This window comes from Pseudomonas guariconensis (assembly GCF_040822035.1).
In the GTDB taxonomy this organism is placed as follows: domain Bacteria; phylum Pseudomonadota; class Gammaproteobacteria; order Pseudomonadales; family Pseudomonadaceae; genus Aquipseudomonas; species Aquipseudomonas guariconensis.
Genome location: NZ_CP162012.1, coordinates 2016792 through 2041546, shown reverse-complemented (window position 1 = coordinate 2041546; position 24755 = coordinate 2016792). Strand labels below are relative to the sequence as shown.

The window sequence follows — 24755 nt, the reverse complement described above, 5'->3', positions numbered from 1 at the left end:
CCGGCCGATTTTCTTGTACCGAACCCAACCACTTGTACAACTTACTGCCGCGATATGGCGGCCAAGGAGCACCCGTGCGCCTGAAGAAAGCTGAGCGTGAGCAGATCCGCCTGAAATACGGCGGCCGCTGCGCCTACTGCGGCAACGCCTTGGGCGAGCGCTGGCACGCCGACCATTTCGAGCCAGTCGTCCGCAACACTGGCGAAGCGGCGAAGACGGTCCCGGCCCTCCGGCCAGCCAACCACAACCTGGCCAACATGATGCCGGCCTGCGTGCCCTGCAACCTGAGCAAGCACCGCATGCAGCTTGAGGACTGGCGCCGCTGGCTGGCAGGACACGTCAACAGCCTCAACCAGTACCACCCCATCTACCGCCTGGCCAAGGCCTACGGCTTGATCGCCGAGACAGGGGCCGAGGTCGTCTTCCACTTCGAAAAGGTGCAGCAGCCATGACCCGCCTCGCCCTCTGCCTCCTGCTGCTGGCCACCGGCGCCAGCGCAGAACAATTGACCTGGAACGTTGAGGTGATCCGAGATCAGAAGCGTTCCGTAACCTGCTGGATTTACAGCGAGAACATCTACAAGGGCGGAATCAGCTGCATCCCCGACAGCCAGCTGCAGGCCGGCAACGAGCGCCAGCTCTCCCCGCACGAAACACAACCCGAACCTACACCCGCTATGGCGCCTGGGCGCTGGATTGATGAGAGGTATCAGCTGTGAGCGAAATCAATGATGCTGCCGTCGAGGTCGCGTGCGGCTACTCAATAGGCGACTGGGAATGCAGGCCAGGCGGTTACCTATTCGATGCAGGTACTGGTGAGGGCTACGACCCTCAAGACTGCACCTACCTGTGCCCGCACTGCCGAACGCATGATTATCTGGAATCGGCCAAAGAAGAGGCCGAATCAGTCTCCAGCTATGGTGGAACCGGAGGAAGCGGAACTGGCCTGACCATTTGGATGGCGGCCGAGCGACGGGCTCTCGAGGCAAACCGCGCCGCTGCGCTCGAAGCCCTGGCCAGTCTTGGCCCTGTGCAGGCTTTGGATGACGACGAAGTCGTGCTATGCAACACACAGCAGGTGCAGCCATGATCGCCCTCGCCTACATGGCCTACCTGATCTACAGGGGGCCGCGATGAGAAAGATAACCCGCACAGTCGACGACACCGCCGCCAAGTGGGGCTTCCGCGTGGTACCGGCTACCTACGAGGAGGCCGAGAAGATCACCGGCTTCCGTTTGGACCGCCGCCACAACTACGCCATCACCCGCGAAGGCGAAGTCGAGGTGCTGGGCGTCTGCTCTGTGGATTGCTCAGGCTGCAGCTGCGACTGCTCAAGCTGCAGCTATGGCTACAACGCCCACCCACCAGCCGGCTGCCGTGAGTGCGGCTACACCGGACGCAGCCGAGTGCACTTCGGCTATCCGCCGAGCCCGCCAAAGCTAAAGAAAGCCGCCTAACCCTCCCCCTACTACTCAAGCCCGCCGACATGCGCGGGCATGGAGAGCTACGCCATGACGAAACACAAGCCAGGCCCTTGGATCATCGACGAAAAAGGCCATGAAGCAGACCCCGGGAAACTCAGCATCGTCGTTGGTGACGGCGAGTACTTCATCTGCCAGGTAGATGGGGGAATGCATCAGATGGCAAATGCAAAGCTGATCGCGGCCTCTCCTCTGCTGCTGGATGACCTGATCGACGCTGCTGCACAGCTGCGAGCATACGAGACCCTTCACCGCGCCAAAGGCACCGCCGACAGCCTGGCCAAGGCTGAGGTCAACGCCAACCTGGCAGCGCGCTTCGAGCAGACCATCGCCAAGGCTACGGCCTGACCACCAACCTGCCGCCACCGGCGGCGTGGAGACCATCCATGAACCTGATCGACTGCTACGTCACGAAGATCCTCGGCGAGCCGTACCGCAAGTTCGGCCACTGGTGGGTCGATGTCGAGTACGACAGCTGGGGGAGAACCAGCAAAACCCAGCTCATGTTCCGCACCGAGGAAGCCGCCCGCGCGGCGAAGGTCGGGCACCACTTCTTGGCCTGATCGGCCGCAGGAGAACCAAATGGCAAACGCCAGTGCGGCACCGGCCGCCCGCATTCAGCCGCGCATCATCCGCGCTGGCGATGCACCCCATTACCTCGGCATGTGCCGATCGGAATTCAACAAGACCGTCAGACCGCATGTGAGCGAGTTCCCAATCGGGGAGCGCGGCATCGGCTTTGACCGAGAAGAACTGGACGCCTGGGTGAACGACTACATCCAGGCCATGGCAATTGCGAAAGAAGGCGCTCAGGGACGACAATCATCCGGCAGCGAGCGCCCATCAGGAGATAAGGGATGGCGCGAAAGACAATCACAGGCCTTTCCCAAAGGAACGGCATCTGGCACATCGACAAGAGGATCAACGGCGAGAGACTTTACGAAAGCACTGGAACTTGTGACCGGGCGGAAGCAGAAAAGTACCTGATCCACCGCCTGGAGCAGATCCGCCAACGCAAAGTGTATGGTGTTCGGCAGGTTCGGACGTTCCGTGAGGCGGCTACCAGGTACCTGCTCGAGCACAAGGATCAGCCGTCAATCAAACTGACTGCCCTGTGCCTACAGCAACTTGATCCATACCTGGGCGACCTGCCCCTGACGCACATCGACGACCAGGCACTGGCCCCATTCATTCGGGACCGGCAGACGGATGAAGATTTGCCGAATGGGAAGGTGAGGAAGGCGGTCAGCAACCGGACGGTGAACATCGCGATCGAGCGGGTGATTCGCGTTCTGTCGCTGGCTTGCCGGAAGTGGCGGGATGAAGAGCGCAGGCCCTGGCTCGACAGCATTCCGCTGCTGGCCAAGCTGGAAGAGAAGAGATCCAGTCGAAAGCCCTATCCGATGTCTTGGGATGAGCAGTCGATTCTCTTCGGGGAGTTGCCGGACCATCTGCAGCGCATGGCCCTGTTCAAGGTGAACACAGGCTGCCGAGAGCAGGAAGTCTGCAAACTGAGGTGGGATTGGGAGATCTCGGTGCCCGAGCTAGGCACCAGCGTTTTCTTGATACCTGCCGACTTCGGCGGCCGGCACGAGAACTCAGGCGTGAAGAACCGAGATGAGCGCCTGGTGGTCCTGAACAGCGTGGCCAAGTCGATCATAGACGGGCAGCGCGGTATCAGTCGGGAATGGGTTTTCCCATACAACGGCACCGGCATGCACAGGATGAACGACTCGGCCTGGAAGAAAGCGAGGGTACGCGCGGCAAAGCTCTGGCAGGAGCAACACTTGCGGCCGGCGCACCCAGGGTTCGCTTCGATCAGGGTTCACGACTTGAAGCACACTTTCGGCAGGCGCCTGAAAGCAGCTGGTGTAACAGAGGAAGATCGGAAGTCGCTACTTGGCCACAAGAACGGCAGCGTGACCAGCCACTATTCTGGCGCGGAGCTGGGACAGTTGATAGAGGCGGCAAACAAAGTTTCAGCGACGGACTCGCGTGGGCCGGTGCTGACAATTCTGAAGAGGAGGCAGGCGTAAAAACCTGAGAAGTCACGCAAAAGTCACGCAAAGGAAAAAGGCCACCCCTTTCGGAAATGGCCTAAGTCCTTGGGATTATTGGTCGGGACGGAGTGATTCGAACACTCGACCCCTTGCACCCCATGCAAGTGCGCTACCGGGCTGCGCTACGCCCCGACATCATTCTCGATATTGCTGAGAACGGTGAAGAATCTACCCTAACCTTTTGAATAATGGAAGCTTTTTTTCAAAAAACTTTCCATTCATCGGGTTCGGTTCACTTCTTCAACACCACCAACACATCCTCCAACTCGGCAATCATCTGCCGGATCAGTTGCTTGTACTGGGTAGTGTCATCCTTGGCCTCGTCACTGGAGAGGCGCAGTCGCGCCCCGCCGATGGTGAAGCCCTGGTCATACAGCAGCGCGCGGATCTGGCGGATCATCAGCACGTCTTGGCGCTGGTAATACCGTCGGTTGCCGCGGCGCTTGACCGGGTTGAGTTGCGGGAACTCCTGTTCCCAATAACGCAGCACGTGCGGTTTTACCGCACAGAGCTCACTGACCTCACCGATGGTGAAGTAGCGCTTGCCCGGAATGGGGGGCAGCTCGTCGTTATGGCTTGGTTCCAGCATAGGCCTCAACCCGGGCTTTCAGTTTCTGCCCTGGACGAAAGGTGACGACGCGGCGAGCGGTGATCGGGATCTCTTCCCCTGTCTTGGGGTTGCGGCCCGGCCGCTGACGTTTGTCGCGAAGGTCGAAGTTGCCGAAACCGGACAGCTTGACCTGCTCGTTCTCTTCAAGTGCGTGCCGAATTTCTTCGAAAAACAGCTCGACCAGCTCCTTGGCCTCTCTCTTGTTGAGCCCCAGCTCCTCGTACAGCCTTTCGGCCATCTCAGCTTTCGTCAGAGCACCCATACGCTATTTCCTTAACGTGGTGTTCAACCTTTGTTCAAGCGAGGTGAGGATGTTTTGCAGGGTAGTGTTCACCTCATCGTCGTTAAGAGTGCGCGATGGATGCTGCCAGGTCAAGCCGACGGCCAGGCTTTTTCTATCAGGATCAATGCCTTTACCCTGGTAGACGTCAAACAGCCTTAGGTCTGTGAGCCATTCGCCCGCATTGTCACGAATTACTTCAAGCACGGAGCTAGAAGCAACATCACGTCCTGCGATCAAAGCCAGGTCACGCCTCACTTCTGGGAACTTGGACAGTTCGCTGAATTTCGGCAGGCGGCCTTCGACCACCTCACCCAGTACCAGCTCGAAGACGAACACCGGACGCTCCAGGCCCAGGGTCTTGGCGAGCTCTGGGTGGATAGCGCCGATGTAGCCGACTTCCTTGCGGTCGCGCTCGATGCGGGCGGTCTGGCCAGGGTGCAGGGCTGGGTGCTTGCCGGCGACGAACGTGAAGTCGTCCAGGGCGCCCGAGTAGCCCAGCAGGGCTTCCACGTCGGCTTTCACGTCGAAGAAGTCGAGGCTGTCACGGCCGTTCGCCCAGCCTTCCGGCAGGCGGCTGCCCGTGGCGACGCCGGCGATCATCGGCTGCTGCTTGAGGTCGCCCAGCTGGCCGACGAAGCGCAGGCCGCTTTCGAACAGGCGTACGCGGTCCTGCTGGCGGTTGAGGTTGTGCTGCAGCGCCTTGACCAGGCCCGGCCACAGGGACGCGCGCATGGCGGCCATGTCGCTGGAGATAGGGTTAGCCAGCAGCAGCGGCTCGACGCCCGGGGTGAACAGCTCGAACAGTTTCGGGTCGATGAAGCTGTAGGTGATGGCTTCCTGATAGCCGCGGGCGACCAGCAGGCGGCGCAGGGTCGGCAGCTCGCCACGGGCTTCCGGGCGGGTCTGCGGAGCCAGGCGGGCTTGCGGGTAGCGGACCGGCAGGTTGTTGTAGCCGTACAGGCGGGCCAGCTCTTCGATCAGGTCGACTTCGAGGCTGATGTCGAAGCGGTGGCTTGGGACTTCGACAGTCCACTGCCCTGCCCCATCAGCGCTGGTTTTCAGCTCCAGGGCGTTGAGCAGTTGCTCGACCTGGGCAGCGTCCATGTCCATGCCAAGCATCTGGTTGATACGCTCGGCACGCAGGGTGACTGGCGCGACCTTCGGCAGGTGCTGCTCGCTCACGGCCTCGACGATGGGGCCGGCTTCGCCGCCGACGATTTCGAGGACCAGGGCAGTGGCGCGCTCCATGGCTTCACGGGCCAGTTGCGAATCGACGCCGCGCTCGTAGCGGTGCGAGGCATCGGTGTGCAGACCGTAGGAACGGGCCTTGCCTGCGACGGAAATCGGCTCGAAGAAGGCGCTTTCCAAGAACAGATCGCGGGTCTTCTCGGTATTCACGCCGCTGTGTTCGCCACCCATGACGCCGGCGATGGCCAGGGCGCGGGTGTGGTCGGCGATGACCAAGGTGTCGGCACGCAGGGCGACTTCCTGGCCGTCCAGCAGGACGAGCTTCTCGCCCTCCTCGGCCATGCGTACGCGGATGCCGCCGTTGATTTCGGCGAGGTCGAAGGCGTGCATCGGCTGGCCGAGTTCGAGCATCACGTAGTTGGTGATGTCGACAGCGGCGTCGATGCTGCGCACGTCGCTACGGCGCAGGCGCTCGACCATCCACAGCGGGGTCGGCTTGCTCAGGTCGACGTTGCGGATGACGCGGCCCAGGTACCGTGGGCAGGCCGCCGGCGCGCAGACTTCAACCGGGCGCACTTCGTCGTGGGCCGGGGCAACGGCTGGCACTTGAGGACGGGTGACCGGCACGTCGTACAGGGCGCTGACGTCGCGGGCCAGGCCTGCGATGGACAGGCAGTCGCCGCGGTTCGGGGTCAGGCCGATTTCGATGCTGGCGTCGTCCAGGTTCAGGTACTGGCGAATGTCTTCGCCGACCGGGGCGTCAGCCGCCAGTTCCAGCAGGCCGTCGTTCTCTTCGCTGATCTGCAGCTCGGCGGCCGAGCACAGCATGCCGAAGGACTCGACGCCGCGCAGCTTGGCCTTCTTGATCTTGAAGTCGCCCGGCAGTTCGGCGCCGATCATGGCGAACGGGATCTTGATGCCTGGGCGCGCGTTCGGAGCGCCGCAGACGACCTGGAAGGTTTCCTGGCCGTTGCTCACCTGGCACACGCGCAGCTTGTCGGCGTCCGGGTGTTGTTCGGTGGCGAGGATCTCGCCCACCACGATGCCGCTGAACTGGCCGGCAGCGGGGGTCACGCTGTCGACTTCAAGGCCGGCCATGGACAGGCGGGCGACCAGTTCGTCACGGGAGACTTGCGGGTTTACCCAACCGCGCAGCCACTGTTCACTGAATTTCATGCTGTTCTCCTAGAAAGTGCGTCGATTGGGCCTAGCGGAATTGGGCGAGGAACCGCAGGTCGTTGTCGAAGAACAGACGCAAATCGTTGACGCCATAGCGCAGCATGGCCAGGCGCTCGGCGCCCATGCCGAAGGCGAAGCCCTGGAACTCTTCCGGGTCGATGCCGGACATGCGCAGCACGTTCGGGTGGACCATGCCGCACCCCATGACTTCGAGCCAGCCGGTCTGCTTGCACACGCGGCAGCCATTGCCGGAGCACATCACGCACTGGATGTCGACTTCAGCCGAAGGCTCGGTGAAGGGGAAGAACGACGGACGGAAGCGTACCGCCAGCTCTTTTTCGAAGAACACGCGCAGGAACTCTTCGATGGTGCCCTTGAGGTCGGCGAAGTTGATGCCGCGATCGACCAGCAGGCCTTCGACCTGGTGGAACATCGGCGAGTGGGTAATGTCCGAATCGCAGCGATAGACGCGGCCCGGGCAGACAATGCGGATCGGCGGCTGGCTGGACTCCATGGTCCGCACCTGCACAGGCGAAGTGTGGGTGCGCAGCAGCATGTTGGCATTGAAGTAGAAGGTGTCGTGCATCGCCCGGGCCGGATGGTGGCCGGGGATGTTGAGCGCTTCGAAGTTGTGGTAGTCGTCTTCGACCTCAGGGCCTTCGGCGATGCCGTAGCCGATGTGGGTGAAGAACTGCTCGATGCGCTCGAGGGTACGGGTGATCGGGTGCAGCCCGCCGGTGGTCTGGCCACGGCCTGGCAGGGTCACGTCGATGCATTCGGCGGCCAGGCGAGCGTTGAGCTCGGCTTCTTCGAAGGCAGCCTTGCGTGCGTTGAGCACGTCGGTGACGCGCTCTTTGGCGTCGTTGATCAGCGCGCCGACTTTCGGGCGCTCTTCGGCTGGCAGGTTGCCCAGGGTCTTCATCACCTGGGTCAGCTCGCCTTTCTTGCCGAGGTATTGGACCCGGATCTGTTCCAGGGTAGTGATGTCTTCAGCGCGTTCCACGGCCTCGAGGGCTTGGGCAACCAGCGCGTCCAGGTTTTCCATGTACAGACTCCAGATACGAAAATAGGGGAAGAGCTTTTGAAGGCTCTTCCCCTATCGATGACGTTTTACACCCGACGACGCAAAGCGCCGCCGGATGATTGTCGTGGGTACTTAAGCCAGGACGGCTTTAGCTTTCTCGACAATCGCAGCAAACGCCGCTTTTTCGTTCACTGCCAGGTCGGCCAGAACCTTGCGGTCGATTTCGATCGACGCTTTCTTCAGGCCAGCGATCAGACGGCTGTAGGACAGACCGTTGGTGCGGGCACCGGCGTTGATACGAGCGATCCACAGAGCGCGGAACTGACGCTTCTTCTGGCGACGGTCACGGTAGGCGTATTGGCCAGCCTTGATGACAGCCTGCTTGGCAACGCGGAATACGCGCGAGCGTGCACCGTAGTAGCCTTTAGCCAGTTTCAGAATTTTCTTGTGACGCTTACGAGCGATGACGCCACGCTTTACACGAGCCATGAGTAACTTCCTCTATCGTTGACCAGAATTAACGTACGCGCAGCATGCGCTCGACTTTTGCCACGTCAGACGGGTGCAGCAGGCTGGCACCGCGCAGTTGACGCTTACGCTTGGTCGACATTTTGGTCAGGATGTGGCTCTTGAAAGCGTGCTTGTGCTTGAAGCCGGAAGCGGTTTTCAGGAAACGCTTCGCAGCACCGCTCTTGGTTTTCATTTTTGGCATGTTGGAACTCCGCATTCGATAAAATTACACATAATCATCAGGCCTGCCGTGCCCGGGAGATTACTTCTTCTTTTTGGGGGCGATGACCATCATAAGCTGGCGTCCTTCCATCTTCGGATGCTGCTCAACGGTGCCGTATTCGGCGAGGTCAGCTTCGACCCGCTTCAACAGCTCCATGCCCAGCTCCTGGTGGGCCATCTCACGGCCGCGGAATCTCAGAGAGATCTTGGCCTTGTCCCCATCGCTAAGGAAACGTACCAGGTTGCGTAGTTTTACCTGGTAATCCCCTTCTTCCGTCCCTGGACGAAACTTGATTTCTTTGATCTGGATCTGCTTCTGGTTTTTCTTGGCTTCGTTGGCCTGCTTCTTCTTTTCGAAGAGGTGCTTGCCGTAGTCCATGACCTTGCAGACAGGCGGTTGCGCGTCTGCAGAGATCTCCACCAGATCCAGCTTCGCTTCATCAGCGATACGCAGCGCTTCATCAATCGAGACGATGCCAATCTGCTCGCCGTCAGCGCCAATTAACCGAACCTCGCGTGCCGAGATATTCTCGTTGATCGGGGCTTTCGGTGCAGTTCGTTTATCGTTTCTCATTTCACGCTTAATAGTCATTACTCCGATTCTAGGCGACCGCGCTGAGCCACGGCGTCAGCGAGCAGTTGGGTGAATTGGGAGACGGGCATGGAGCCCAGGTCTTTGCCATCACGGGTACGCACTGCAACGGTCTGCGTTTCGACTTCGCGGTCCCCTATAACCAGAAGGTATGGGACCTTGAGCAAAGTATGCTCGCGGATTTTAAAGCCGATCTTCTCATTTCTCAAGTCAGACTTGGCACGGAAACCAGCCCCATTGAGGGATTTTTCCACTTCGAGTGCGAAATCGGCCTGCTTGTCGGTGATGTTCATGATCACCGCCTGGGTCGGGGCCAGCCACGCCGGGAATACGCCCGCGTAGTGCTCGATCAGCATGCCGATGAAACGCTCGAAGGAACCGAGGATCGCACGGTGCAGCATGACTGGGCGCTTACGGTTGTTATCTTCGGCGATATAGCTAGCATCCAGACGCTCCGGCAGGTTCGGATCGTACTGCAGGGTGCCGCACTGCCAGTTACGGCCCAGGCAGTCACGCAGGGTGAATTCGATCTTCGGACCGTAGAAAGCGCCCTCGCCCGGCTGGTATTCCCACTCCAGGCCCGACTCGTTCAGCGCATCGGCCAGGGCGCCTTCGGCGCGGTCCCACAGCTCTTCGGAGCCCACACGCTTGGCGGGACGGGTCGAGAGCTTCATGGCGATGTCGGTGAAACCGAAGTCCTTGTAGACATCCAGGGTGAGCTTGATGAAGTCGGCCGCTTCTTTCTTCACCTGATCTTCGGTGCAGAAGATGTGGGCGTCGTCCTGGGTGAAGCCACGCACACGCATGATGCCGTGCAGGGCGCCGGACGGCTCGTTACGGTGGCAGGCACCGAACTCGGCCAGGCGCAGCGGCAGGTCACGGTAGGACTTCAGGCCTTGGTTGAACACCTGTACGTGGCACGGGCAGTTCATCGGTTTTACCGCGAAATCGCGACTTTCCGACGAAGTGGTGAACATGTTCTCGGCGTAGTTGGACCAGTGGCCGGAACGCTCCCAGAGGATGCGGTCGACGACCTGCGGAGTCTTGATCTCCAGGTAGCCGTTTTCGCGCTGCACGCCGCGCATGTACTGCTCGAGCACCTGATAGACGGTCCAACCGGCCGGGTGCCAGAAGACCATGCCCGGGGCTTCTTCCTGCAGGTGGAAGAGATCCAGCTGCTTGCCGATCTTGCGGTGGTCGCGCTTTTCGGCTTCTTCGATGCGCTGGATGTAGGCAGCCAGTTGCTTCTTGTCAGCCCAGGCGGTGCCGTACACGCGCTGCAGCTGCTCGTTCTTGGCATCGCCGCGCCAGTAGGCGCCAGACAGCTTGGTCAGCTTGAAGGCCTTGAGGAAACGGGTGTTCGGCACGTGCGGGCCACGGCACATGTCGACATATTCTTCGTGGTAGTACAGGCCCATGGCCTGTTCGTCCGGCATGTCCTCGACCAGGCGCAGCTTGTAGTCTTCGCCACGGCTCTTGAACACGTCGATGACTTCGGCGCGCGGGGCCATCTTCTTGATGACGTCGTAGTCCTTGTCGATCAGCTGTTGCATGCGCTGTTCGATGGCGGCCATGTCTTCTGGGGTGAAGGGGCGCTCGTAGGCGATGTCGTAGTAGAAGCCTTCGTCGATCACCGGGCCGATCACCATCTTGGCGGTCGGGTACAGCTGTTTCACTGCGTGGCCGACCAAGTGGGCGCACGAGTGACGGATGATCTCCAGTCCCTCTTCATCTTTAGGGGTGATGATCTGCAGCGTGGCGTCGTTCTCGATCAGGTCGCAGGCGTCGACCAGCTTGCCATCGACCTTGCCGGCCAGCGTGGCCTTGGCGAGGCCTGCGCCAATGGAGGCGGCGACTTCGGCAACGGTGACGGCCTTGTCGAACGTACGTTGACTGCCATCGGGAAGAGTAATTACGGGCATGGCGCCTCCTCTCCTAGTGGTGACCCCTACCAAAGGTCACATGGGTTGGGATGAGCCAGTACAAGATCCGACCTGCCTTTCCCGCGGGAAAGCCTGCCTCACAGTGGCAGGAGCCTTTCGGCCAACCAGGGACGAACCAGAGTGACTGGAAAGAAAAATGGAAAACAGCTGCCAGGGTGCAGCTGCAAGCCGAGCATGCTAGCACGCGGCTTGGGCGGCAGGCAGAAATATTTGGAAATTAAGCCGTCTGGGTGAACTTGTTCGGAAAATTCCACCTCAGAGTTTCTGAAGCATCCTACTCTTGATGAGATCCAACCCAAGGAGTGTGTGGTTATGCGACTTCAGTCTCTTCTGGCCCTGACCGCCGCCAGCGCCCTGCTGCTGCCCCTGGCGGCACATGCCGAGTGGCCTGCCGGCAAGAAAGGCGCCTACATGGAGCAGTGCGTCCAGGTGGCGTCGGCTCAAGGTGTCGATGCGAAAACGGCGGACCAGCACTGCAAGTGCGGCGCTGATGCGATCGAGAAGAACTTCACCAAGGCGGAAATCGAAGACCTGGACAGCAAGGACGGTGTCGACGCCAAGCTGATGCAGCGGGCGCAAACCGTGGTACGTCAGGCCTGCGCACCTAAGAGCTGAGCCTTTTTGCGGGGCGATGCACGCATTATTTGCCGTGGATCAGTATCCTGCGAAGGTAACAGGCGCTAGATACGCAGAATTAGACTATGATGTCGCCGGTGCTGCGTAGCCTCGGCAACATCGCACCTCGAAAAAAAACCATGTTTCTGGAGATTCACCCCATGTCCAATCGCCAAAACGGCACCGTCAAATGGTTCAATGATGAAAAAGGCTACGGCTTCATCACCCCAGCAGGCGGCGGCGACGACCTGTTCGTACACTTCAAGGCCATCGAAACCGACGGCTTCAAGAGCCTGAAAGAAGGCCAGTCCGTTTCCTTCGTTGCCGAACGCGGTCAGAAGGGCATGCAGGCTGCGCAGGTTCGTCCGGAGTAATTCGGATACGAATACAAAAAACCCGCCTTCATGGCGGGTTTTTTGTGGGTGTTCGCTTTTGTCGCAGGCGAAACCTCAACCGCAGTTAACGCGGGTCACCACGCCTTTGTCATCGACGTTCAGGTTCAGCCGCTCGGAGCGGTATTCCAGGGTGATTACATCGTGGGGCTTGAGGATACGTGCCAGTTGCGAACCGCTGGCCTTGCGTGCCTGCTCCAGCAGCGCCGGGGTGGCCTGTTTGCCGATGGTGAAGTCGGCACCGCTGGCCTCGCAGCGACCGCCGTTATCGGCCGAGGTGCCTGGGGCCTTGTCGCCACCGCTGGAAGAACCGCCTGTGCTGCAACCTGCCAGGACTGCAGCCGCCAGCAAGATCGCCAGGTAAGCACGGGTACGGAACATGAATCCTCCTAATCATCATGGGAACTGTCTCATGCGACAGCTCCGCTCAACTTTTGTTGCAAAACCGGGCAAGTCTGCCTGAACCGGCCCCTGATGGCGAAAGGGAATCGTGACTGGATTTTGCGCCGTACGCCTGGCGGTTTATTCGCCAGCGGTCGTGCGACGAATGCAAAGGCATGATTTACTGCAACAACCGGAGCGCAGCACGCCTCCCTTCGAACGCCAGGGTCCGGTGTTCGACCCTTAGCCCAGGCTTGCCACGAGAGCCTCCCATGAGCAGCCACAGCATCGACGCCGACATCAAGGTCAAATGGGCCGAGGGCCAGAGCGCCTACAGCCCCAGCACCCCCGAAGAACTGCTGCTGATCGCCATCGACTTGTTGGTCCGCGACCGCGGCAGCGAAGCAGCGCGCAGCTTCATCGAGCAGGTGTTCGAGCGCTACGCCCCGCACGCCGCTATTGCAATCGAGCCAAGCGCTCGCTGAGCAGGTCGAAAAAGCCCTGGGCATCGCCCTCGTTCAGCCACAGCACATTGGCCGGACGCTTGAGCACCGCGTACCAGTCAACGACGGTCTGGCCAAAGGTCGGGCCTTCACGGCTGTCGACCTCCAGGTGGGCCCGCCTGCCGCTGAACAGCTCGGGCTTGATCAGGTAGGCGATGACACTGGCATCGTGCACCGGGCCTCCGGGCATCCCGTACAGGTCCATGTCGTGCTTGACGTAGGCGTCGAGGATATCCACCACACGCTGGCTGGCCTGATTGTTGATGGCTGCCAACTGCTTGAAGCGCGCTTCACTGGTGATCACCTTGTGGGTCAGGTCCAGGGGCACGTAGGTCAGCTTGACGCCGCTGGCCAGCACCACCTGCGCAGCATGGGGGTCGGCGTAGAGGTTGAACTCGGCCACCGGGGTGATGTTGCCGCCATTGAAGTGAGCACCACCCATTACCACCACTTCCTTGATGCCTTTGGCGATCTCGGGCTTCTGGATCAACGCCAGGGCCAGGTTGGTCTGCGGACCGAGCATGGCCAGGGTGATGCTGTGAGGCTCGGCGTGGGACAGCGTATCGACCAGGTACTGCACGGCATTGCCCTGGGCCAGGCCCTGTTTGGGCTCGTGGACCTTCACCCCTTCCAGGCCCTCCCGACCATGGATATCGTCAGCGTAGATCGGCTTGCGCACCAGCGGGCGCCCTGCCCCGGCGTAGACCGGGATGTCTTCGCGCCCAGCCCATTCCCGCGCGAGGCGAGCGTTGCGTGAGGTCTTGTCCAGACGCACGTTGCCGGCCACGGTGGTGATGGCGCGGATGTTCAAGTCCTCGGGCGAGGCCATGGCGAGCAGCAGCGCGACGACGTCGTCGGCACCCGGGTCGGTGTCGATGATCACATCCCGCGTAGCGGCCTGGAGGGAGGTGGTGACCACGGCTGACATGAGGACGACTCCTTTGAGGAGGTGTTTGAACATAGGGCACTCCTTGTTGCCTTCGATAGTGGGGCCGCGTTGCGGCCTTTCGTGGGTAAACCCGCTCCCACAGGGTTCGGCGCAGGACCGGGTTTACCCGCGAGTGGGCCTTGACCTCAGAACGTGACACCCGCCACTAGCGCGATGTTGCTGTAGGGTTTGCACTCCCCGGTTCGCACCACGGCCTTGGCCTGGCGGCACAACTCTTTGAACGCTTGATGGCTCAGCAGCTCGCGCACGCCCAGCTGTCCTTGCAGCCCCTGTACCTGCGCCAAGGCTGGCGGCGCTACCTCGAGCATCTGCTCGGCCAGCACATGCCGCTCCACTTGCATCTCTCCCAGCACCGCCTGCAACACACTGGCGAAATCCGGCACACCGGGGGTCACGGCCAGATCGATCAGTTCTACGCCCGGCGGCACCGGCAGCCCGGCATCGCCGATCACCAGGATGTCACCGTGGCCCAGCCCGGCGACCACCCTGGACAACGCCACGTTCAACAATCCGGTCTTCTTCATGGCGCAAGCTCCGCCAAATAGGGAATCGAAGGCTGGGCGCCCACGCGGGTCACCGACAACGCCGCGGCCCGCTGGCCGAAGGCGATGGCCTCGCCCTCCTCCAATCCGCGCACCAGGCCGGCAGCGAAGCCGCCGATGAAGGTATCCCCTGCCGCGGTGGTATCCACGGGCTTGACCACCGGGGCGGGAAAATGCCGGCTACCCGCAGGGCTGAGGAACAACGCACCCTGCGCCCCCAGCGTGACGATCACCTTGCCCGCGCCCAGCTGCAACAGCCGTTCACCGGCGCGGCGTGCACTGTCGATATCGGTCACCGGCAGCCCGGTCAAGGCTTCGGCCTCGCTCTCGTTGGGCGTGAGGTAATCGATATCGGCGAACCAGTCCGACGGCAGCGGGCCGGTGGCAGGCGCGGGGTTGAGGATCACTGTCTTACCCAGTTCACGCCCACGGGCCAGCGTCCAGGCCACCGTGGTCATGGGCACTTCCAGCTGGCAGATGATCACCTCGGCCGCTTGCAACAGAGCGTCGTAACGCTGCACGGACGCCGGCGTCAGCTGGCCGTTGCCGCCGGGGATGATGACGATGGAGTTCTGGCTGGCGGCATCGACCATGATCAGCGCCACGCCGCTGGAGACGCCTGGGCATACGCCCACCGCTTGGCAATCGATGCCCTCATGCTCCAGGGCCTTGCGCAGTTGATGGCCATAGGCGTCGTCGCCCACGTTGCCGACCATGGCCACCCTGGCCCCAAGCCGAGCCACGGCCACCGCCTGGTTGGCGCCCTTGCCGCCGGGCACGGTGAAGAAGCTGTCGCCGGCCAGCGTCTCGCCGGGCCGGGGCAAACGCTGGGTGCGGGCCACCAAGTCCATGTTGAGACTGCCGACCACCACGACCTTGGCGCTCATGGTCACTCCTTAGCGGTAATCATTGAACAGGTCCGGGCGCGGCCCGGTGGATTCACGCAGCACGATGCGCGGGGCGACGATGCGCTGCTCCACGCCGCCGCTGCGGGGGGTGGCGATGCGCGAGAGCAGCAGCTGCGCGGCGCTTTCGCCCAGCTCGCGGATCGACTGGCCGACCGTGGTCAACGGCGGATACACATAGCGGCTGAGCTCGATGTCGTCGAAGCCGACCACCGACAACTCGCCCGGCACGTGGATGTTGCGCTCGGCCGCCGCACGCAACACGCCAAAACCGATCATGTCGTTGCCGGCGAAGATCGCCGTGGGCCGCGGGCCGTCGAGCAGGTGCACCGCGGCGTCGTAGCCACCGGGGCTGCTGAAGTCACTGTGCAGAATGCGATTTTCACCCTCCGCCACGCCCTGCTCGGCCATGGCCCGACGGTAGCCCGCCAGGCGTAACTGGGCAGGCCCTGAGTCGGCCGGCCCGCCGATGCAGGCGATGTCACGGTGGCCCAGGTCCAGCAGGTGCCGGGTGGCGAGGTAGCCGCCCTGTTCGTGGTCGATGCGTACCAGGTCGGCATCGATGCCATCCAGGGCGCGATCGACGATGACCATTGGCGTGCGCACGCAGGCCAGGCTTTCCAGCAGGTCGCTGTCCTGGCCGACCGAGGCGACGATCAGGCCGTCGATGCGCTTTTCCAGCAACACCCGCAGGTAGCTGCGCTGCTTTTGCGGGTTGTCGTCGGAGTTGCAGAGGATCACGCAATAGCCATTGCGCTCGCAGCCGTCCTCGATACCCCGGGCCAACTCGGCGAAGTACGGGTTGACGCTGTTGGGCACCAGCAGGCCGATGGTGGCGGTGCTGCGGGCCTTGAGCGAACGGGCCACGGCGCTGGGCACATAGTCGAGCTCGGCGATGGCCGCCTCGACCTTCAGGCGCACATGCTCGCTGACCGGGCGGGTCTTGTTCAGTACATGGGACACGGTGGTATAGGAAATACCTGCCAATGCCGCGACGTCTTTGATGGTTGCCATGGGTTCAGTTCCGCCGGCCTGCGCGCCGGCTCCGGTAAGTGTCGAGCACCACGGCGATCACGATGACCGCCCCGGTGATGATGCGTTTGGTGGGTTCGGAGGCACCGATCTGCGCCAGCCCCGCGGCCAACACAGAGATGATCAGCACACCGAAGAAAGTGCTGATGACCGAGCCGCGCCCGCCCATCAGGCTGGTGCCGCCGATGACCACGGCGGCGATGACCTGCAGCTCCAGGCCAGCGCCGGCATTGGGGTCGGCGGCTTCCAGGCGGGAGATCTGGAACAGCGCGGCCAGGCCCGCGAGCAGCCCCATCAAGGCGAACACCAGCACCTTGTAGAGGCGCGGGTCGATGCCTGCCAGGCGCACGGCCTCCTCATTGGTGCCGATGCCGATCAGGTAGCGGCCGAACACCGTGCGGGTCAGCGCCAACTGGGCGACGACGATGACCAGCAAGGCGATGATGAAGGCTGGCGAAATACCGAAGGCGATGGGGTTGGAGAACCAGGCGAAGGCATCGCCGATGTAGGCGGTGCGCGAGTCGGTGAACTGGTAAGCCAGGCCTCGGGCCATCTCCAGCACGCCCAAGGACACGATGAACGATGGGATGCGCCAGGCCACGGTGATGCCACCGGTGACGCTGCCGGCCAGCGCCGCCACGGCCATGCCCAGCAACGCCGCAGGCAACGGGCTCCAGCCCCAGCCCAGGATCGCCACGCTGACCGCCGAGGCGGCCAGGGCCAACACCGAGCCCACCGACAGGTCGATGCCGCCGATGATCAGCACGAAGGTCATGCCCACCGCCAACACCATGAGGTCCGGGATCTGGTTGGCCAGGGTACTGAAGGTGGCGTAGGACAGGAAATGGCTGCTCAAGAACGAGAACAGCACGATCATCGCCAGCAAGGCGCCAGCCAGGCCCAGGTAAGTACCCAGGCCGAAGTAATTGGCGCTGCGGCGCGCGGGGGCGCGGCCCGGGGTGTCGAGGGGTGTGGTCTTCATGGGTCCATCCTGGGAGCTGCTTCATGCAGCAGTGCGTCACGTTTCTGATAGCCGGCGAAGGCGGCGGCGAGCAGTTGATCCTGGCTCCAGCGCTCGCGGTCGAAGGTGTCGATCAGCCGGCCCGCCGAGAGCACAGCGATGCGATCGCAGATCAGCATCAACTCGCGCAGGTCGCTGGACACCACCACCAAGGCCTTGCCCTGGCGCGCCAGCTCGGCCAGCAGGCCATAGATGTCGAACTTGGCGCCGACATCGATGCCCCGGGTCGGCTCGTCGAACAACAGCACCTGGCAATTGCGCTCCAGCCAACGGCCGATCACCACTTTCTGCTGGTTGCCGCCGGAGAGCTCGCCCACGGCCTGGGCCGGGCTGGCGCTGCGGATGCGCATGGCATTGATCTGGCGCAGCGCCTGGGCGCGCTCGGCTTCGGCGTCGAGTATGCCCGCGCGGGACACCGCCCCCAGGTTGCCCAGGGCAATATTGGCGCTGATCGATTGAGTGAGCAGCAGGCCTTCGCCCTTGCGGTCCTCGGTGATCAACGCGATGCCCGCGCGCACCGCCGCCTTGGGCGAATCGAGGGTGACCGGCTGCAAGGGCTGGCCAAGTTCGATCTGCCCGCTGTCGGCGCGGTCGGCGCCGTAGATCAGGCGCAACAGCTCGGTGCGTCCGGCGCCGATCAGGCCGGAAATACCGAAGATCTCCCCTGCCCTGACCTCGAACGACACCTCGCGCACCTTGTCACCACGGCTGAGCTTGGTGACCTTGAGCAGCGTCTGGCCGATCTCGCGACGACCGAGGTCGATATGCTCGCCCAGCTCGCGACCGACCATGAGGTTGACCAGCTCGGCGCTGCTGTAGCGCTGGATCGGCTCGACGCACACCAACTTGCCATCGCGCAGCACGGCGATGCGCTGGGCCACGCGCTGCAGCTCTTCCAGGCGATGGGAGATATAGACGATGGCCACGCCGCGCTGGCGTAGGCGTTCGATCTGAGTGAACAGCAGCTCCACTTCGCGAGCGGTGAGCATCGCCGTGGGCTCGTCGAAGATCAGCACATGGCAATCGCCAATGAGGTTGCGGGCGATCTCCACCATCTGCTGATGGCCGATGCCCAACTCGCCGACCGGGGTGTCCGGGTCGATGGCATCCAGGCCGACCTGGGCCATGGCGGCGGTAGCCAGTTGGCGCAGGCGTTTCTGACTGATCCAACCGGCGCGGCTGGGCAGGTTGTCGAGGAACAGGTTCTCGGCCACGGTCAGGGTGGGCAGCAGGTTGAGCTCCTGCATCACCATGCGCACGCCCAGGCGCTCGGCCGCGCTGCGACTGCCGGGCGCGTAGGGCTCGCCGCGATAACGCATCTGCCCTGTGGTGGGCGTTTCCAGGCCGCTGATCAGCTTGGACAGCGTGCTCTTGCCCGCGCCGTTCTCGCCGGTGAGCGCCAGCACTTCGCCGGCGCGCAGCTCCAGCGTCACATCGCCGAGCACCGGCTGGGTGTAAGTCTTGCCCAGGCCGCTGACGGCAAGGGTGACCTCATTCGCTTCTTTCATGGCAGACACCCCGCCCCAGGGAACGCAGCGGTCTTGTATTGGCTGTGCTGGCCTCCTCGCGGATGAGCCGGTGCCCACAGACCTTGCGCAGGCCTGGAAAACCCTGCTGTACCTGTGGGTGCGGTCCTACCGGCGAAACCGGCGCCGCGATGCCGCATCTTCATTCGGTAACCAGTTCGACCGGGGTCTGGATGACGTTGTCGGCATCCACCGCAGGCTTTTCGCCCTTGAGCATCTGCAAGGCCGCCTGGATGCCGAACACTGCCTGGTCGGCGCCATGCTGCTCGAGGGTGGCAAGCACACGGCCGTCCTTGAGCATGGGCTTGATGGCGCGGATGTTGTCGTACCCAACCACTTGCACCTGGCCAGTCTTGCCTGCCGCCCGCACCGCCGACACAGCGCCCAGGGCCATGCTGTCGTTGCCGGCCAGCAATGCCTTGAGATCGGGGTATTCGTTGAGCATGGCGGCGGCGACGGCGTTGCCCTTGTCGATCTCCCAGTTGCCCGACTGCACCGAGACCACGTTCATCTGCGCAGCTTCCATGGCGTCCTTGAAGCCTGCGGTGCGCTGCTGGGCGTTGGTGGTGGTCGGCACGCCTTCGATGATACCGACCTGGTCCCCGGCCTTGAGCTTCTGCTGGGCCAGGTAGTCGCCGACCAGGCGAGCGCCCTTGCGGTTGTCGGGGCCGACGAAGGGCACGCTCAGGCCTTTGCTCTTGAGCACGTCGGGGTCGAGGCGGTTGTCGATGTTGACCACAGTGATGCCCGCGTCCATGGCCTTCTTGATCACCGGCACCAGGGCTTTGGAGTCGGCCGGAGCGATGACCAGGGCGTTGACGCCGGAGACGATCATCTGCTCGACGATGCGGATCTGGTTGCCAGTATCGGATTCGTCCTTGATGCCGTTGGCCACCAAGTCGAAATCATCAGCGTGGGTTTTCTGGTAGGTCTTGGCGCCGTCTTCCATGGTCAGGAAGAACTCGTTGGCCAGGGATTTCATGACCAGGGCGACCTTGGGTTTGTCCTGGGCCTGGGCGGCGGACACGGGGAGTGAGAGGGCAAGCGTGGAGAAGACAGCCAGGGCCAGCAAGCGGCCAGGGAATGGCAATTTCATGAATTTGACTCCGAATCTTGTGTTTTTTATCGGATCGCAAACGTTTGCGTTGCCTAACTATGGAAACAAGACCTGCTTTTGTCAAATCCCTCACGCGGTTTTGCCCAGGCCGCGTACGTCGGGATTATCCGGAAAATTTCCGAAAAACCGAACACCTTTTCCTACTCTCATTCGGGATACCGAACGGAACAGGCTGTCATGCAGCCCGAACCAGTCTCACAGGTTTGTCGTAACGCGCCCTGATCACGGCTTCATCCAGCCCTTGCTGGGGCCACGGCCCCCGCTGGTACGAAACCTGCCTGCTCTAGGGCGCGACACAGCCAACCGTCTCATTTGGAAGAGAGAAAATAAAAACATGAATGCTGCAGTGAAAACCTTCGCCCCAAGCGCCCTCGCCCTGTTGCTGATCCTGCCGACCGGCCTTAGCGCCAAGGAAGCCGAGCAACAGCAGAAACTGGCCAACGTGGTCATCCTCGCCACCGGCGGCACCATTGCCGGCGCCGGTGCCAGCGCCGCCAACAGCGCCACCTACCAGGCCGCCAAGCTCGGTGTCGACAAACTCATCGCCGGCGTACCGGAGCTGGCCACCTTGGCCAACGTGCGCGGCGAGCAGGTGATGCAGATCGCCTCCGAGAGCATCAGCAACGACGACCTGCTCAAGCTTGGCAAACGCGTCGCGGAGCTGGCCGACAGCAAGGACGTCGACGGCATCGTCATCACCCACGGCACCGATACCCTCGAAGAAACCGCCTACTTCCTCAACCTGGTGGAGAAGACCGACAAGCCAATCGTGGTCGTCGGCTCCATGCGCCCGGGCACTGCCATGTCCGCCGATGGCATGCTCAACCTGTACAACGCCGTAGCAGTAGCCAGCGACAAGCAGTCCCGCGGTAAAGGGGTGCTGGTGACCATGAATGATGAGATCCAGTCCGGCCGTGACGTGAGCAAGTCGGTCAACATCAAGACCGAAGCGTTCAAGAGCGCATGGGGCCCGATGGGCATGGTGGTCGAAGGCAAGTCCTACTGGTTCCGCCTGCCGGCCAAGCGCCATACCGTCAACTCGGAGTTCGACATCAAGCAAATCAGCGCCCTGCCCCAGGTGGACATCGCCTATGGCTACGGCAACGTGACCGACACCGCTTACAAGGCGCTGGCGCAAAATGGCGCCAAGGCTCTGATCCACGCCGGCACTGGCAATGGCTCGGTATCGTCGCGGGTGGTGCCAGCCCTGCAAGAGCTGCGCAAGAACGGTGTTCAGATCATTCGTTCGTCCCACGTCAATCAGGGTGGTTTCGTGCTGCGCAACGCCGAACAGCCTGACGACAAGAACGACTGGGTCGTGGCCCATGACCTGAATCCGCAGAAGGCGCGGATCCTGGCGATGGTGGCGATGACCAAGACCCAGGACAGCAAGGAGCTGCAGCGGATCTTCTGGGAGTATTGATTCGTTGCCATGACGTCGGGCCGGCGCGTTGTATGAGCCGGCCCCTTCGCGGGTAAACCCGCTCCCACAGGGTCCAGAGCGGACGTGGGAGGAGCGGGCTTACCCGCAACTGCATTCACCCGTGAGTGAACCAATTCCATCCCTGCGGTCATAGACGCTTTCGACTTACACGCTGTTGCGAAATGCCTTACAGTGAAATACTGTATGCACATACAGCAAAACAAGGAAAAGCCCCGTGGCCAGTACCTCTGCAGCATCCCCTAGCACCTACGAACAACTGGGTCTGCGCATCCAGAAGATCATCAACAGCCCCATCGCCCAGCGCAGCCGCGCGGCCTTGATCTTCCGCCTGGAGCACGAGTCGCCCGACGACTGGGAAACCCTGCTCGAGGAAATCGCCGAAAACGACAACGTCACCCTCGCCCACCGCGATGACGGCGGCGTGCAGATCTTCTGGACTGTGCCCAAGGAAGACTGACCGCGCATGAGAGTTTCGCTTTTCGCAGGCCTGTGCCTGCTGTTCACCGCTGTCACTGCCCACGCCGACGCCCCACGTACCTTCCAGGAAGCCAAGAAGGTCGCCTGGCGCCTGTATGCACCGCAATCCACCGAGTTCTACTGTGGTTGCAAGTACAAAGGCAACAAAGTGGACCTGGCCTCTTGCGGCTACACCCCGCGCAAGAATGCCCAACGCGCTTCGCGCATCGAATGGGAACACATCGTGCCTGCCTGGCAGATCGGCCATCAGCGCCAATGCTGGCAGAATGGTGGACGCAAGAACTGCTCGCGCCACGATGAGGTGTACAAACGCGCCGAAGCCGACCTGCACAACTTGGTACCGAGCATCGGCGAGGTCAATGGCGACCGCAGCAACTACAGCTTCGGCTGGCTGCCGCAGCAACAGGGCCAGTACGGCAGCTGCCTGACTCAGGTGGACTTCAAGGCCAAGAAAGTGATGCCGCGCCCGTCGATCCGCGGGATGATCGCGCGCACCTACTTCTATATGAGCAAACAGTACAACCTGCGCCTGTCCAAGCAAGACCGGCAGTTGTTCGAGGCCTGGAACAAGACCTATCCACCGCAGACCTGGGAGTTGCAGCGCAACCAACAGGTGGCGTGCGTGATGGGCCATGGCAACGACTTCGTCGGGCCGGTGAACATGCAGGCCTGTGGCTGATCAGTTGAGGGTCTGCAGGTAGGCGCTGGCCTGCTGGTAGCGGCAAAGCCGGGCCAGGTCCGCCGGGCCCGGGCATGGGATACGCGACAGGTCACTGTTGTCGGCCAGGTCCGCCAGCTTGACCTGCCGCGCCAGCGGGTCGCCGCCAAGGCGCACCACGAACGCTTCGTAGCTCTCGCCTTCACGCCGGCTCAACGCCAGCACGGCGGCGAGGATCTTCAGGGGGAAGCCTTCGCGCGCGAGGTCCGACAGGGTCAGCGGGGTGTCCTCCAACACGTCGTGGAGCACCGCGACGATCCGCTGCTCGGGCGTCGAAACCCGCATCATCACCCGCAACGGGTGGAGAATGTAGGCCGCCCCACCCTTGTCGTATTGCCCTTCATGCGCCCTGGCAGCGACGGCAATGGCCCGTTCCAGCGTAGACATGAGGCCTTTCCCCCTCAACCACCTGCTTCCCTGCAAGCATAGCCGCACACGCCCCGGACATGCATTTTTGACGCCCTGGAGCCGCTGTGCGGCCCGTGCCTTAGCGCTGTGCGCCGTGCTGGATGACGATCGAGTCCGTGCCCAGGCGCGCCATGACATCGGCCTTGCGTGCCTCGGCCTCGGCCTTGGTGGGGAATGGCCCCATCAACACCACCGGCTTGCCATTGCGATACTCGACCGAGGACGGGATGCCCTTTTCGATCAGGCGGGCAGTCATGTCGGTCAAGGCGCCCATGTTGGCCCCTTGGATCACTTCCACATCCCAGCCTTCCGGGGCCGGCTGGTCAGCCAGGGCATCGGCGCGGCGTTGCAGCTCGGCACCGCCGCAGACCTCACGGATGCGCAGGTTGTTGCCGGTGTCATCGACGAGGATTTCATACTGGCCATCGTGCTTGATCGCCACATAACTGCGGTACGCCTCGTACTGCCCGGCGTCGTCCTTGCCGCGCACCTGGCCGCAGATCGAGCCCTGGGTGTCGATCCGCACGTTGGCGAACTTGGCCGTCTTGGGGTTGTGCAGGTGTTCGGCCACCTGTTTGTGGACACCCTCGACCTCGTTCTCACAGCCCGCCAGGGCCAGCACTGCCATTACCACTGCCAGTTTGCGCACGCGTCTACCTCCTGATTCGAAGCGGCGGATTCTAGCATGAGCGACACCTTGATCTGACTCAGCAACAGGACATCGACCCGACAAATGCACTGTCGGACAACACTTTGTCCGGCAACTTCGGCAACTGTGCGCTACATATCATTGGAGGGCGCGCGACCTGGCGTTTCCACGACACCGTCACACGAACTCGAAACCAAGGCCACCGCGCACTGCCAATGTCCCAAGGAGAACCTGAATGAACTTGAAGTCGTTCGCTACAACCTTGTGCCTGTCCTCGCTACTGCTCTCCGGTTGCGCGAGCAAATACGTGGAGTCCGATCAGTATTCCGGCTTTCTGAAGGACTACAGCATCCTCAAGGAAGAAAAGTCCCCCTCCGGTGCGCCGGTGATGCGCTGGATCAAGCCTGGCGTCGACGTCAACGCCTTCCGCAGCGTCTACATCGAGCCCAGCCAGCTCTATCCGCGGCCGCAGCCGACCGAGAAGGTTCCGCAGTCCACGCTTCAAGGCATCACCCAGTACTACGACCAGACCTTGAAATCACACTTCTCCAAGGTCCTGCCGCTGGCCACCAGCCCAGGCCCAGGCGTGTTGGTCGTGCGCCCGGCGATCACTGCGGTCAGCGCCTCCACCAAGAGCCTGCGCCCGTATGAAGTGATCCCGATCGCCCTGATCGCCGCGGGTATCAGCACCGCCACCGGCATTCGCGACCAGGACACCAGCATCGCCACCGAGGCGGCCTTCATCGATGGCAGCAACAACCAGGTAGTGGCCGAGGTGGTGCGCAAAGGCGCCGGCACAGAGCTGGAGAACTCATCGCAAGTCATGCAGGCCAAAGATGCCAAGGCCGTGCTCGACGGTTGGGCGCAGGACATGGTCAAGTCGTACCAGGCCCTGAAGAAATGATCCTTGTCGGCGCTGCCCTTCTGCGTGGCGCCCGCTTCGCGGGTGAATCGGTTCGGTGTCCGGTTTACCCGTGAAACCTGC

Annotated in this window: 33 protein-coding genes and 1 tRNA gene; 15 read left to right on the top strand and 19 right to left on the bottom strand. The window is 62.3% G+C overall.

All coding sequences use genetic code 11. The features are described 5' to 3' along the window. Positions 1-74: 74 nt before the first annotated feature. The 8 genes from AB1N67_RS09290 to AB1N67_RS09255 are packed head-to-tail and all read left to right on the top strand — an operon-like array spanning position 75 to position 3516. Positions 75-452 carry an HNH endonuclease gene (locus tag AB1N67_RS09290; protein ID WP_038409477.1) on the top strand — a complete coding sequence of 126 codons (378 nt, stop codon included), beginning with the start codon at positions 75-77 and terminating at the stop codon, positions 450-452. Next, complete coding sequence (locus AB1N67_RS09285; RefSeq protein WP_367863698.1) at positions 449-718, top strand: hypothetical protein; 270 nt, start codon at positions 449-451, stop codon at positions 716-718. Before AB1N67_RS09290 ends, AB1N67_RS09285 begins: the two co-directional genes overlap by 4 nt. Continuing rightward, positions 715-1089 (top strand): hypothetical protein, encoded by a 375-nt coding sequence (locus tag AB1N67_RS09280; protein ID WP_367863697.1) that lies wholly within the window; start codon positions 715-717, stop codon positions 1087-1089. Before AB1N67_RS09285 ends, AB1N67_RS09280 begins: the two co-directional genes overlap by 4 nt. A gap of 43 nt (positions 1090-1132) precedes the next feature. After that, entirely contained in the window at positions 1133-1456 is a 324-nt protein-coding gene (locus AB1N67_RS09275; protein WP_367863696.1) for a hypothetical protein, read from the top strand. Between the two features lie 54 nt (positions 1457-1510). Then, positions 1511-1828, top strand: coding sequence for a hypothetical protein (locus AB1N67_RS09270; RefSeq protein WP_367863695.1), 318 nt, complete (start codon positions 1511-1513; stop codon positions 1826-1828). 38 nt (positions 1829-1866) lie between these two features. After that, positions 1867-2043, top strand: a complete 177-nt coding sequence (locus AB1N67_RS09265) for a hypothetical protein (protein ID WP_367863694.1) — start codon at positions 1867-1869, stop codon at positions 2041-2043. Between the two features lie 19 nt (positions 2044-2062). Beyond that, the gene (locus AB1N67_RS09260; RefSeq protein WP_367863693.1) at positions 2063-2467 is read left to right on the top strand and encodes a helix-turn-helix transcriptional regulator; all 405 of its coding nucleotides are present in this window, start codon (positions 2063-2065) and stop codon (positions 2465-2467) included. Continuing rightward, positions 2353-3516, top strand: coding sequence for a tyrosine-type recombinase/integrase (locus AB1N67_RS09255; protein WP_241106813.1), 1164 nt, complete (start codon positions 2353-2355; stop codon positions 3514-3516). Before AB1N67_RS09260 ends, AB1N67_RS09255 begins: the two co-directional genes overlap by 115 nt. A 79-nt stretch (positions 3517-3595) precedes the next feature. On the opposite strand, the gene AB1N67_RS09250 is transcribed toward AB1N67_RS09255, so the two are convergent. From AB1N67_RS09250 to thrS, 9 genes are all read right to left on the bottom strand, one after another. Continuing rightward, positions 3596-3672, bottom strand: a tRNA-Pro gene (locus AB1N67_RS09250). Positions 3673-3772: 100 nt separating this feature from the next. Beyond that, positions 3773-4129 carry a MerR family transcriptional regulator gene (locus tag AB1N67_RS09245; protein WP_043213594.1) on the bottom strand — a complete coding sequence of 119 codons (357 nt, stop codon included), beginning with the start codon at positions 4127-4129 and terminating at the stop codon, positions 3773-3775. After that, on the bottom strand, positions 4110-4412 hold the full coding sequence (gene ihfA, locus AB1N67_RS09240) for an integration host factor subunit alpha (RefSeq protein ID WP_003250679.1): 303 nt from the start codon (positions 4410-4412) through the stop codon (positions 4110-4112). Before ihfA ends, AB1N67_RS09245 begins: the two co-directional genes overlap by 20 nt. Positions 4413-4415: 3 nt before the next feature. Further along, positions 4416-6797 carry a phenylalanine--tRNA ligase subunit beta gene (gene pheT, locus AB1N67_RS09235; protein WP_367863692.1) on the bottom strand — a complete coding sequence of 794 codons (2382 nt, stop codon included), beginning with the start codon at positions 6795-6797 and terminating at the stop codon, positions 4416-4418. Positions 6798-6828: 31 nt separating this feature from the next. Continuing rightward, on the bottom strand, positions 6829-7845 hold the full coding sequence (pheS, locus tag AB1N67_RS09230; RefSeq protein ID WP_043215859.1) for a phenylalanine--tRNA ligase subunit alpha: 1017 nt from the start codon (positions 7843-7845) through the stop codon (positions 6829-6831). 111 nt (positions 7846-7956) lie between these two features. Further along, positions 7957-8313, bottom strand: coding sequence for a 50S ribosomal protein L20 (gene rplT / locus AB1N67_RS09225; protein ID WP_003250671.1), 357 nt, complete (start codon positions 8311-8313; stop codon positions 7957-7959). Between the two features lie 28 nt (positions 8314-8341). After that, complete coding sequence (gene rpmI / locus AB1N67_RS09220; protein WP_003250667.1) at positions 8342-8536, bottom strand: 50S ribosomal protein L35; 195 nt, start codon at positions 8534-8536, stop codon at positions 8342-8344. Between the two features lie 60 nt (positions 8537-8596). Next, the gene (infC, locus tag AB1N67_RS09215; RefSeq protein WP_170831750.1) at positions 8597-9148 is read right to left on the bottom strand and encodes a translation initiation factor IF-3; all 552 of its coding nucleotides are present in this window, start codon (positions 9146-9148) and stop codon (positions 8597-8599) included. Further along, a complete protein-coding gene (gene thrS, locus AB1N67_RS09210; protein ID WP_367863691.1) occupies positions 9148-11070 on the bottom strand; it encodes a threonine--tRNA ligase in 1923 nt (640 codons plus the stop codon). The genes infC and thrS overlap by 1 nt, the downstream gene beginning before the upstream one ends. Positions 11071-11403: 333 nt before the next feature. On the opposite strand from thrS, the gene AB1N67_RS09205 reads away from it, so the two are divergent. Then, entirely contained in the window at positions 11404-11706 is a 303-nt protein-coding gene (locus AB1N67_RS09205) for a hypothetical protein (protein WP_043215857.1), read from the top strand. A gap of 161 nt (positions 11707-11867) precedes the next feature. Continuing rightward, positions 11868-12080, top strand: coding sequence for a cold-shock protein (locus AB1N67_RS09200; RefSeq protein WP_070091905.1), 213 nt, complete (start codon positions 11868-11870; stop codon positions 12078-12080). Between the two features lie 75 nt (positions 12081-12155). Here AB1N67_RS09200 and AB1N67_RS09195 read toward each other — a convergent pair whose 3' ends face one another. Next, complete coding sequence (locus AB1N67_RS09195) at positions 12156-12479, bottom strand: I78 family peptidase inhibitor (RefSeq protein ID WP_367863690.1); 324 nt, start codon at positions 12477-12479, stop codon at positions 12156-12158. Positions 12480-12751: 272 nt separating this feature from the next. On the opposite strand from AB1N67_RS09195, the gene AB1N67_RS09190 reads away from it, so the two are divergent. Continuing rightward, on the top strand, positions 12752-12964 hold the full coding sequence (locus tag AB1N67_RS09190) for a hypothetical protein (RefSeq protein ID WP_043214792.1): 213 nt from the start codon (positions 12752-12754) through the stop codon (positions 12962-12964). On the opposite strand, the gene AB1N67_RS09185 is transcribed toward AB1N67_RS09190, so the two are convergent. The 7 genes from AB1N67_RS09185 to AB1N67_RS09155 all read right to left on the bottom strand — a co-directional run bounded on the left by AB1N67_RS09185 (position 12936) and on the right by AB1N67_RS09155 (position 20053). Next, positions 12936-13943 (bottom strand): nucleoside hydrolase, encoded by a 1008-nt coding sequence (locus AB1N67_RS09185; protein WP_367863689.1) that lies wholly within the window; start codon positions 13941-13943, stop codon positions 12936-12938. The two genes, AB1N67_RS09190 and AB1N67_RS09185, sit on opposite strands and share 29 nt — an antisense overlap. Positions 13944-14056: 113 nt before the next feature. Continuing rightward, positions 14057-14455, bottom strand: a complete 399-nt coding sequence (gene rbsD / locus AB1N67_RS09180) for a D-ribose pyranase (RefSeq protein WP_043214794.1) — start codon at positions 14453-14455, stop codon at positions 14057-14059. Next, the gene (gene rbsK, locus AB1N67_RS09175; protein WP_102081997.1) at positions 14452-15360 is read right to left on the bottom strand and encodes a ribokinase; all 909 of its coding nucleotides are present in this window, start codon (positions 15358-15360) and stop codon (positions 14452-14454) included. Before rbsK ends, rbsD begins: the two co-directional genes overlap by 4 nt. A 9-nt stretch (positions 15361-15369) precedes the next feature. After that, a complete protein-coding gene (locus AB1N67_RS09170; protein ID WP_043214798.1) occupies positions 15370-16392 on the bottom strand; it encodes a LacI family DNA-binding transcriptional regulator in 1023 nt (340 codons plus the stop codon). A gap of 4 nt (positions 16393-16396) precedes the next feature. Further along, complete coding sequence (locus AB1N67_RS09165) at positions 16397-17392, bottom strand: ABC transporter permease (protein ID WP_367863688.1); 996 nt, start codon at positions 17390-17392, stop codon at positions 16397-16399. Beyond that, a complete protein-coding gene (locus AB1N67_RS09160) occupies positions 17389-18939 on the bottom strand; it encodes a sugar ABC transporter ATP-binding protein (protein ID WP_253132463.1) in 1551 nt (516 codons plus the stop codon). Before AB1N67_RS09160 ends, AB1N67_RS09165 begins: the two co-directional genes overlap by 4 nt. Positions 18940-19099: 160 nt before the next feature. Next, on the bottom strand, positions 19100-20053 hold the full coding sequence (locus tag AB1N67_RS09155) for a sugar ABC transporter substrate-binding protein (RefSeq protein WP_197853591.1): 954 nt from the start codon (positions 20051-20053) through the stop codon (positions 19100-19102). Positions 20054-20408: 355 nt separating this feature from the next. Here AB1N67_RS09155 and AB1N67_RS09150 point away from each other — a divergent pair, with 355 nt between their 5' ends. The 3 genes from AB1N67_RS09150 (at position 20409) to AB1N67_RS09140 (ending at position 22674) form a co-directional block, all read left to right on the top strand. Next, complete coding sequence (locus AB1N67_RS09150) at positions 20409-21497, top strand: asparaginase (protein ID WP_043214809.1); 1089 nt, start codon at positions 20409-20411, stop codon at positions 21495-21497. Between the two features lie 235 nt (positions 21498-21732). Next, entirely contained in the window at positions 21733-21975 is a 243-nt protein-coding gene (locus AB1N67_RS09145; RefSeq protein ID WP_043214811.1) for a DUF1654 domain-containing protein, read from the top strand. Between the two features lie 6 nt (positions 21976-21981). Next, positions 21982-22674, top strand: coding sequence for an endonuclease (locus tag AB1N67_RS09140; RefSeq protein ID WP_070571888.1), 693 nt, complete (start codon positions 21982-21984; stop codon positions 22672-22674). Here AB1N67_RS09140 and AB1N67_RS09135 read toward each other — a convergent pair whose 3' ends face one another. Together AB1N67_RS09135 and AB1N67_RS09130 are read right to left on the bottom strand one after the other, a co-directional pair. Continuing rightward, the gene (locus AB1N67_RS09135) at positions 22675-23100 is read right to left on the bottom strand and encodes a GTP pyrophosphokinase (protein ID WP_043214816.1); all 426 of its coding nucleotides are present in this window, start codon (positions 23098-23100) and stop codon (positions 22675-22677) included. Between the two features lie 100 nt (positions 23101-23200). Beyond that, complete coding sequence (locus AB1N67_RS09130; protein WP_043214818.1) at positions 23201-23770, bottom strand: SPOR domain-containing protein; 570 nt, start codon at positions 23768-23770, stop codon at positions 23201-23203. 235 nt (positions 23771-24005) lie between these two features. On the opposite strand from AB1N67_RS09130, the gene AB1N67_RS09125 reads away from it, so the two are divergent. Beyond that, positions 24006-24674, top strand: coding sequence for a DUF3313 domain-containing protein (locus AB1N67_RS09125; protein ID WP_070571886.1), 669 nt, complete (start codon positions 24006-24008; stop codon positions 24672-24674). Positions 24675-24755: the final 81 nt, after the last annotated feature.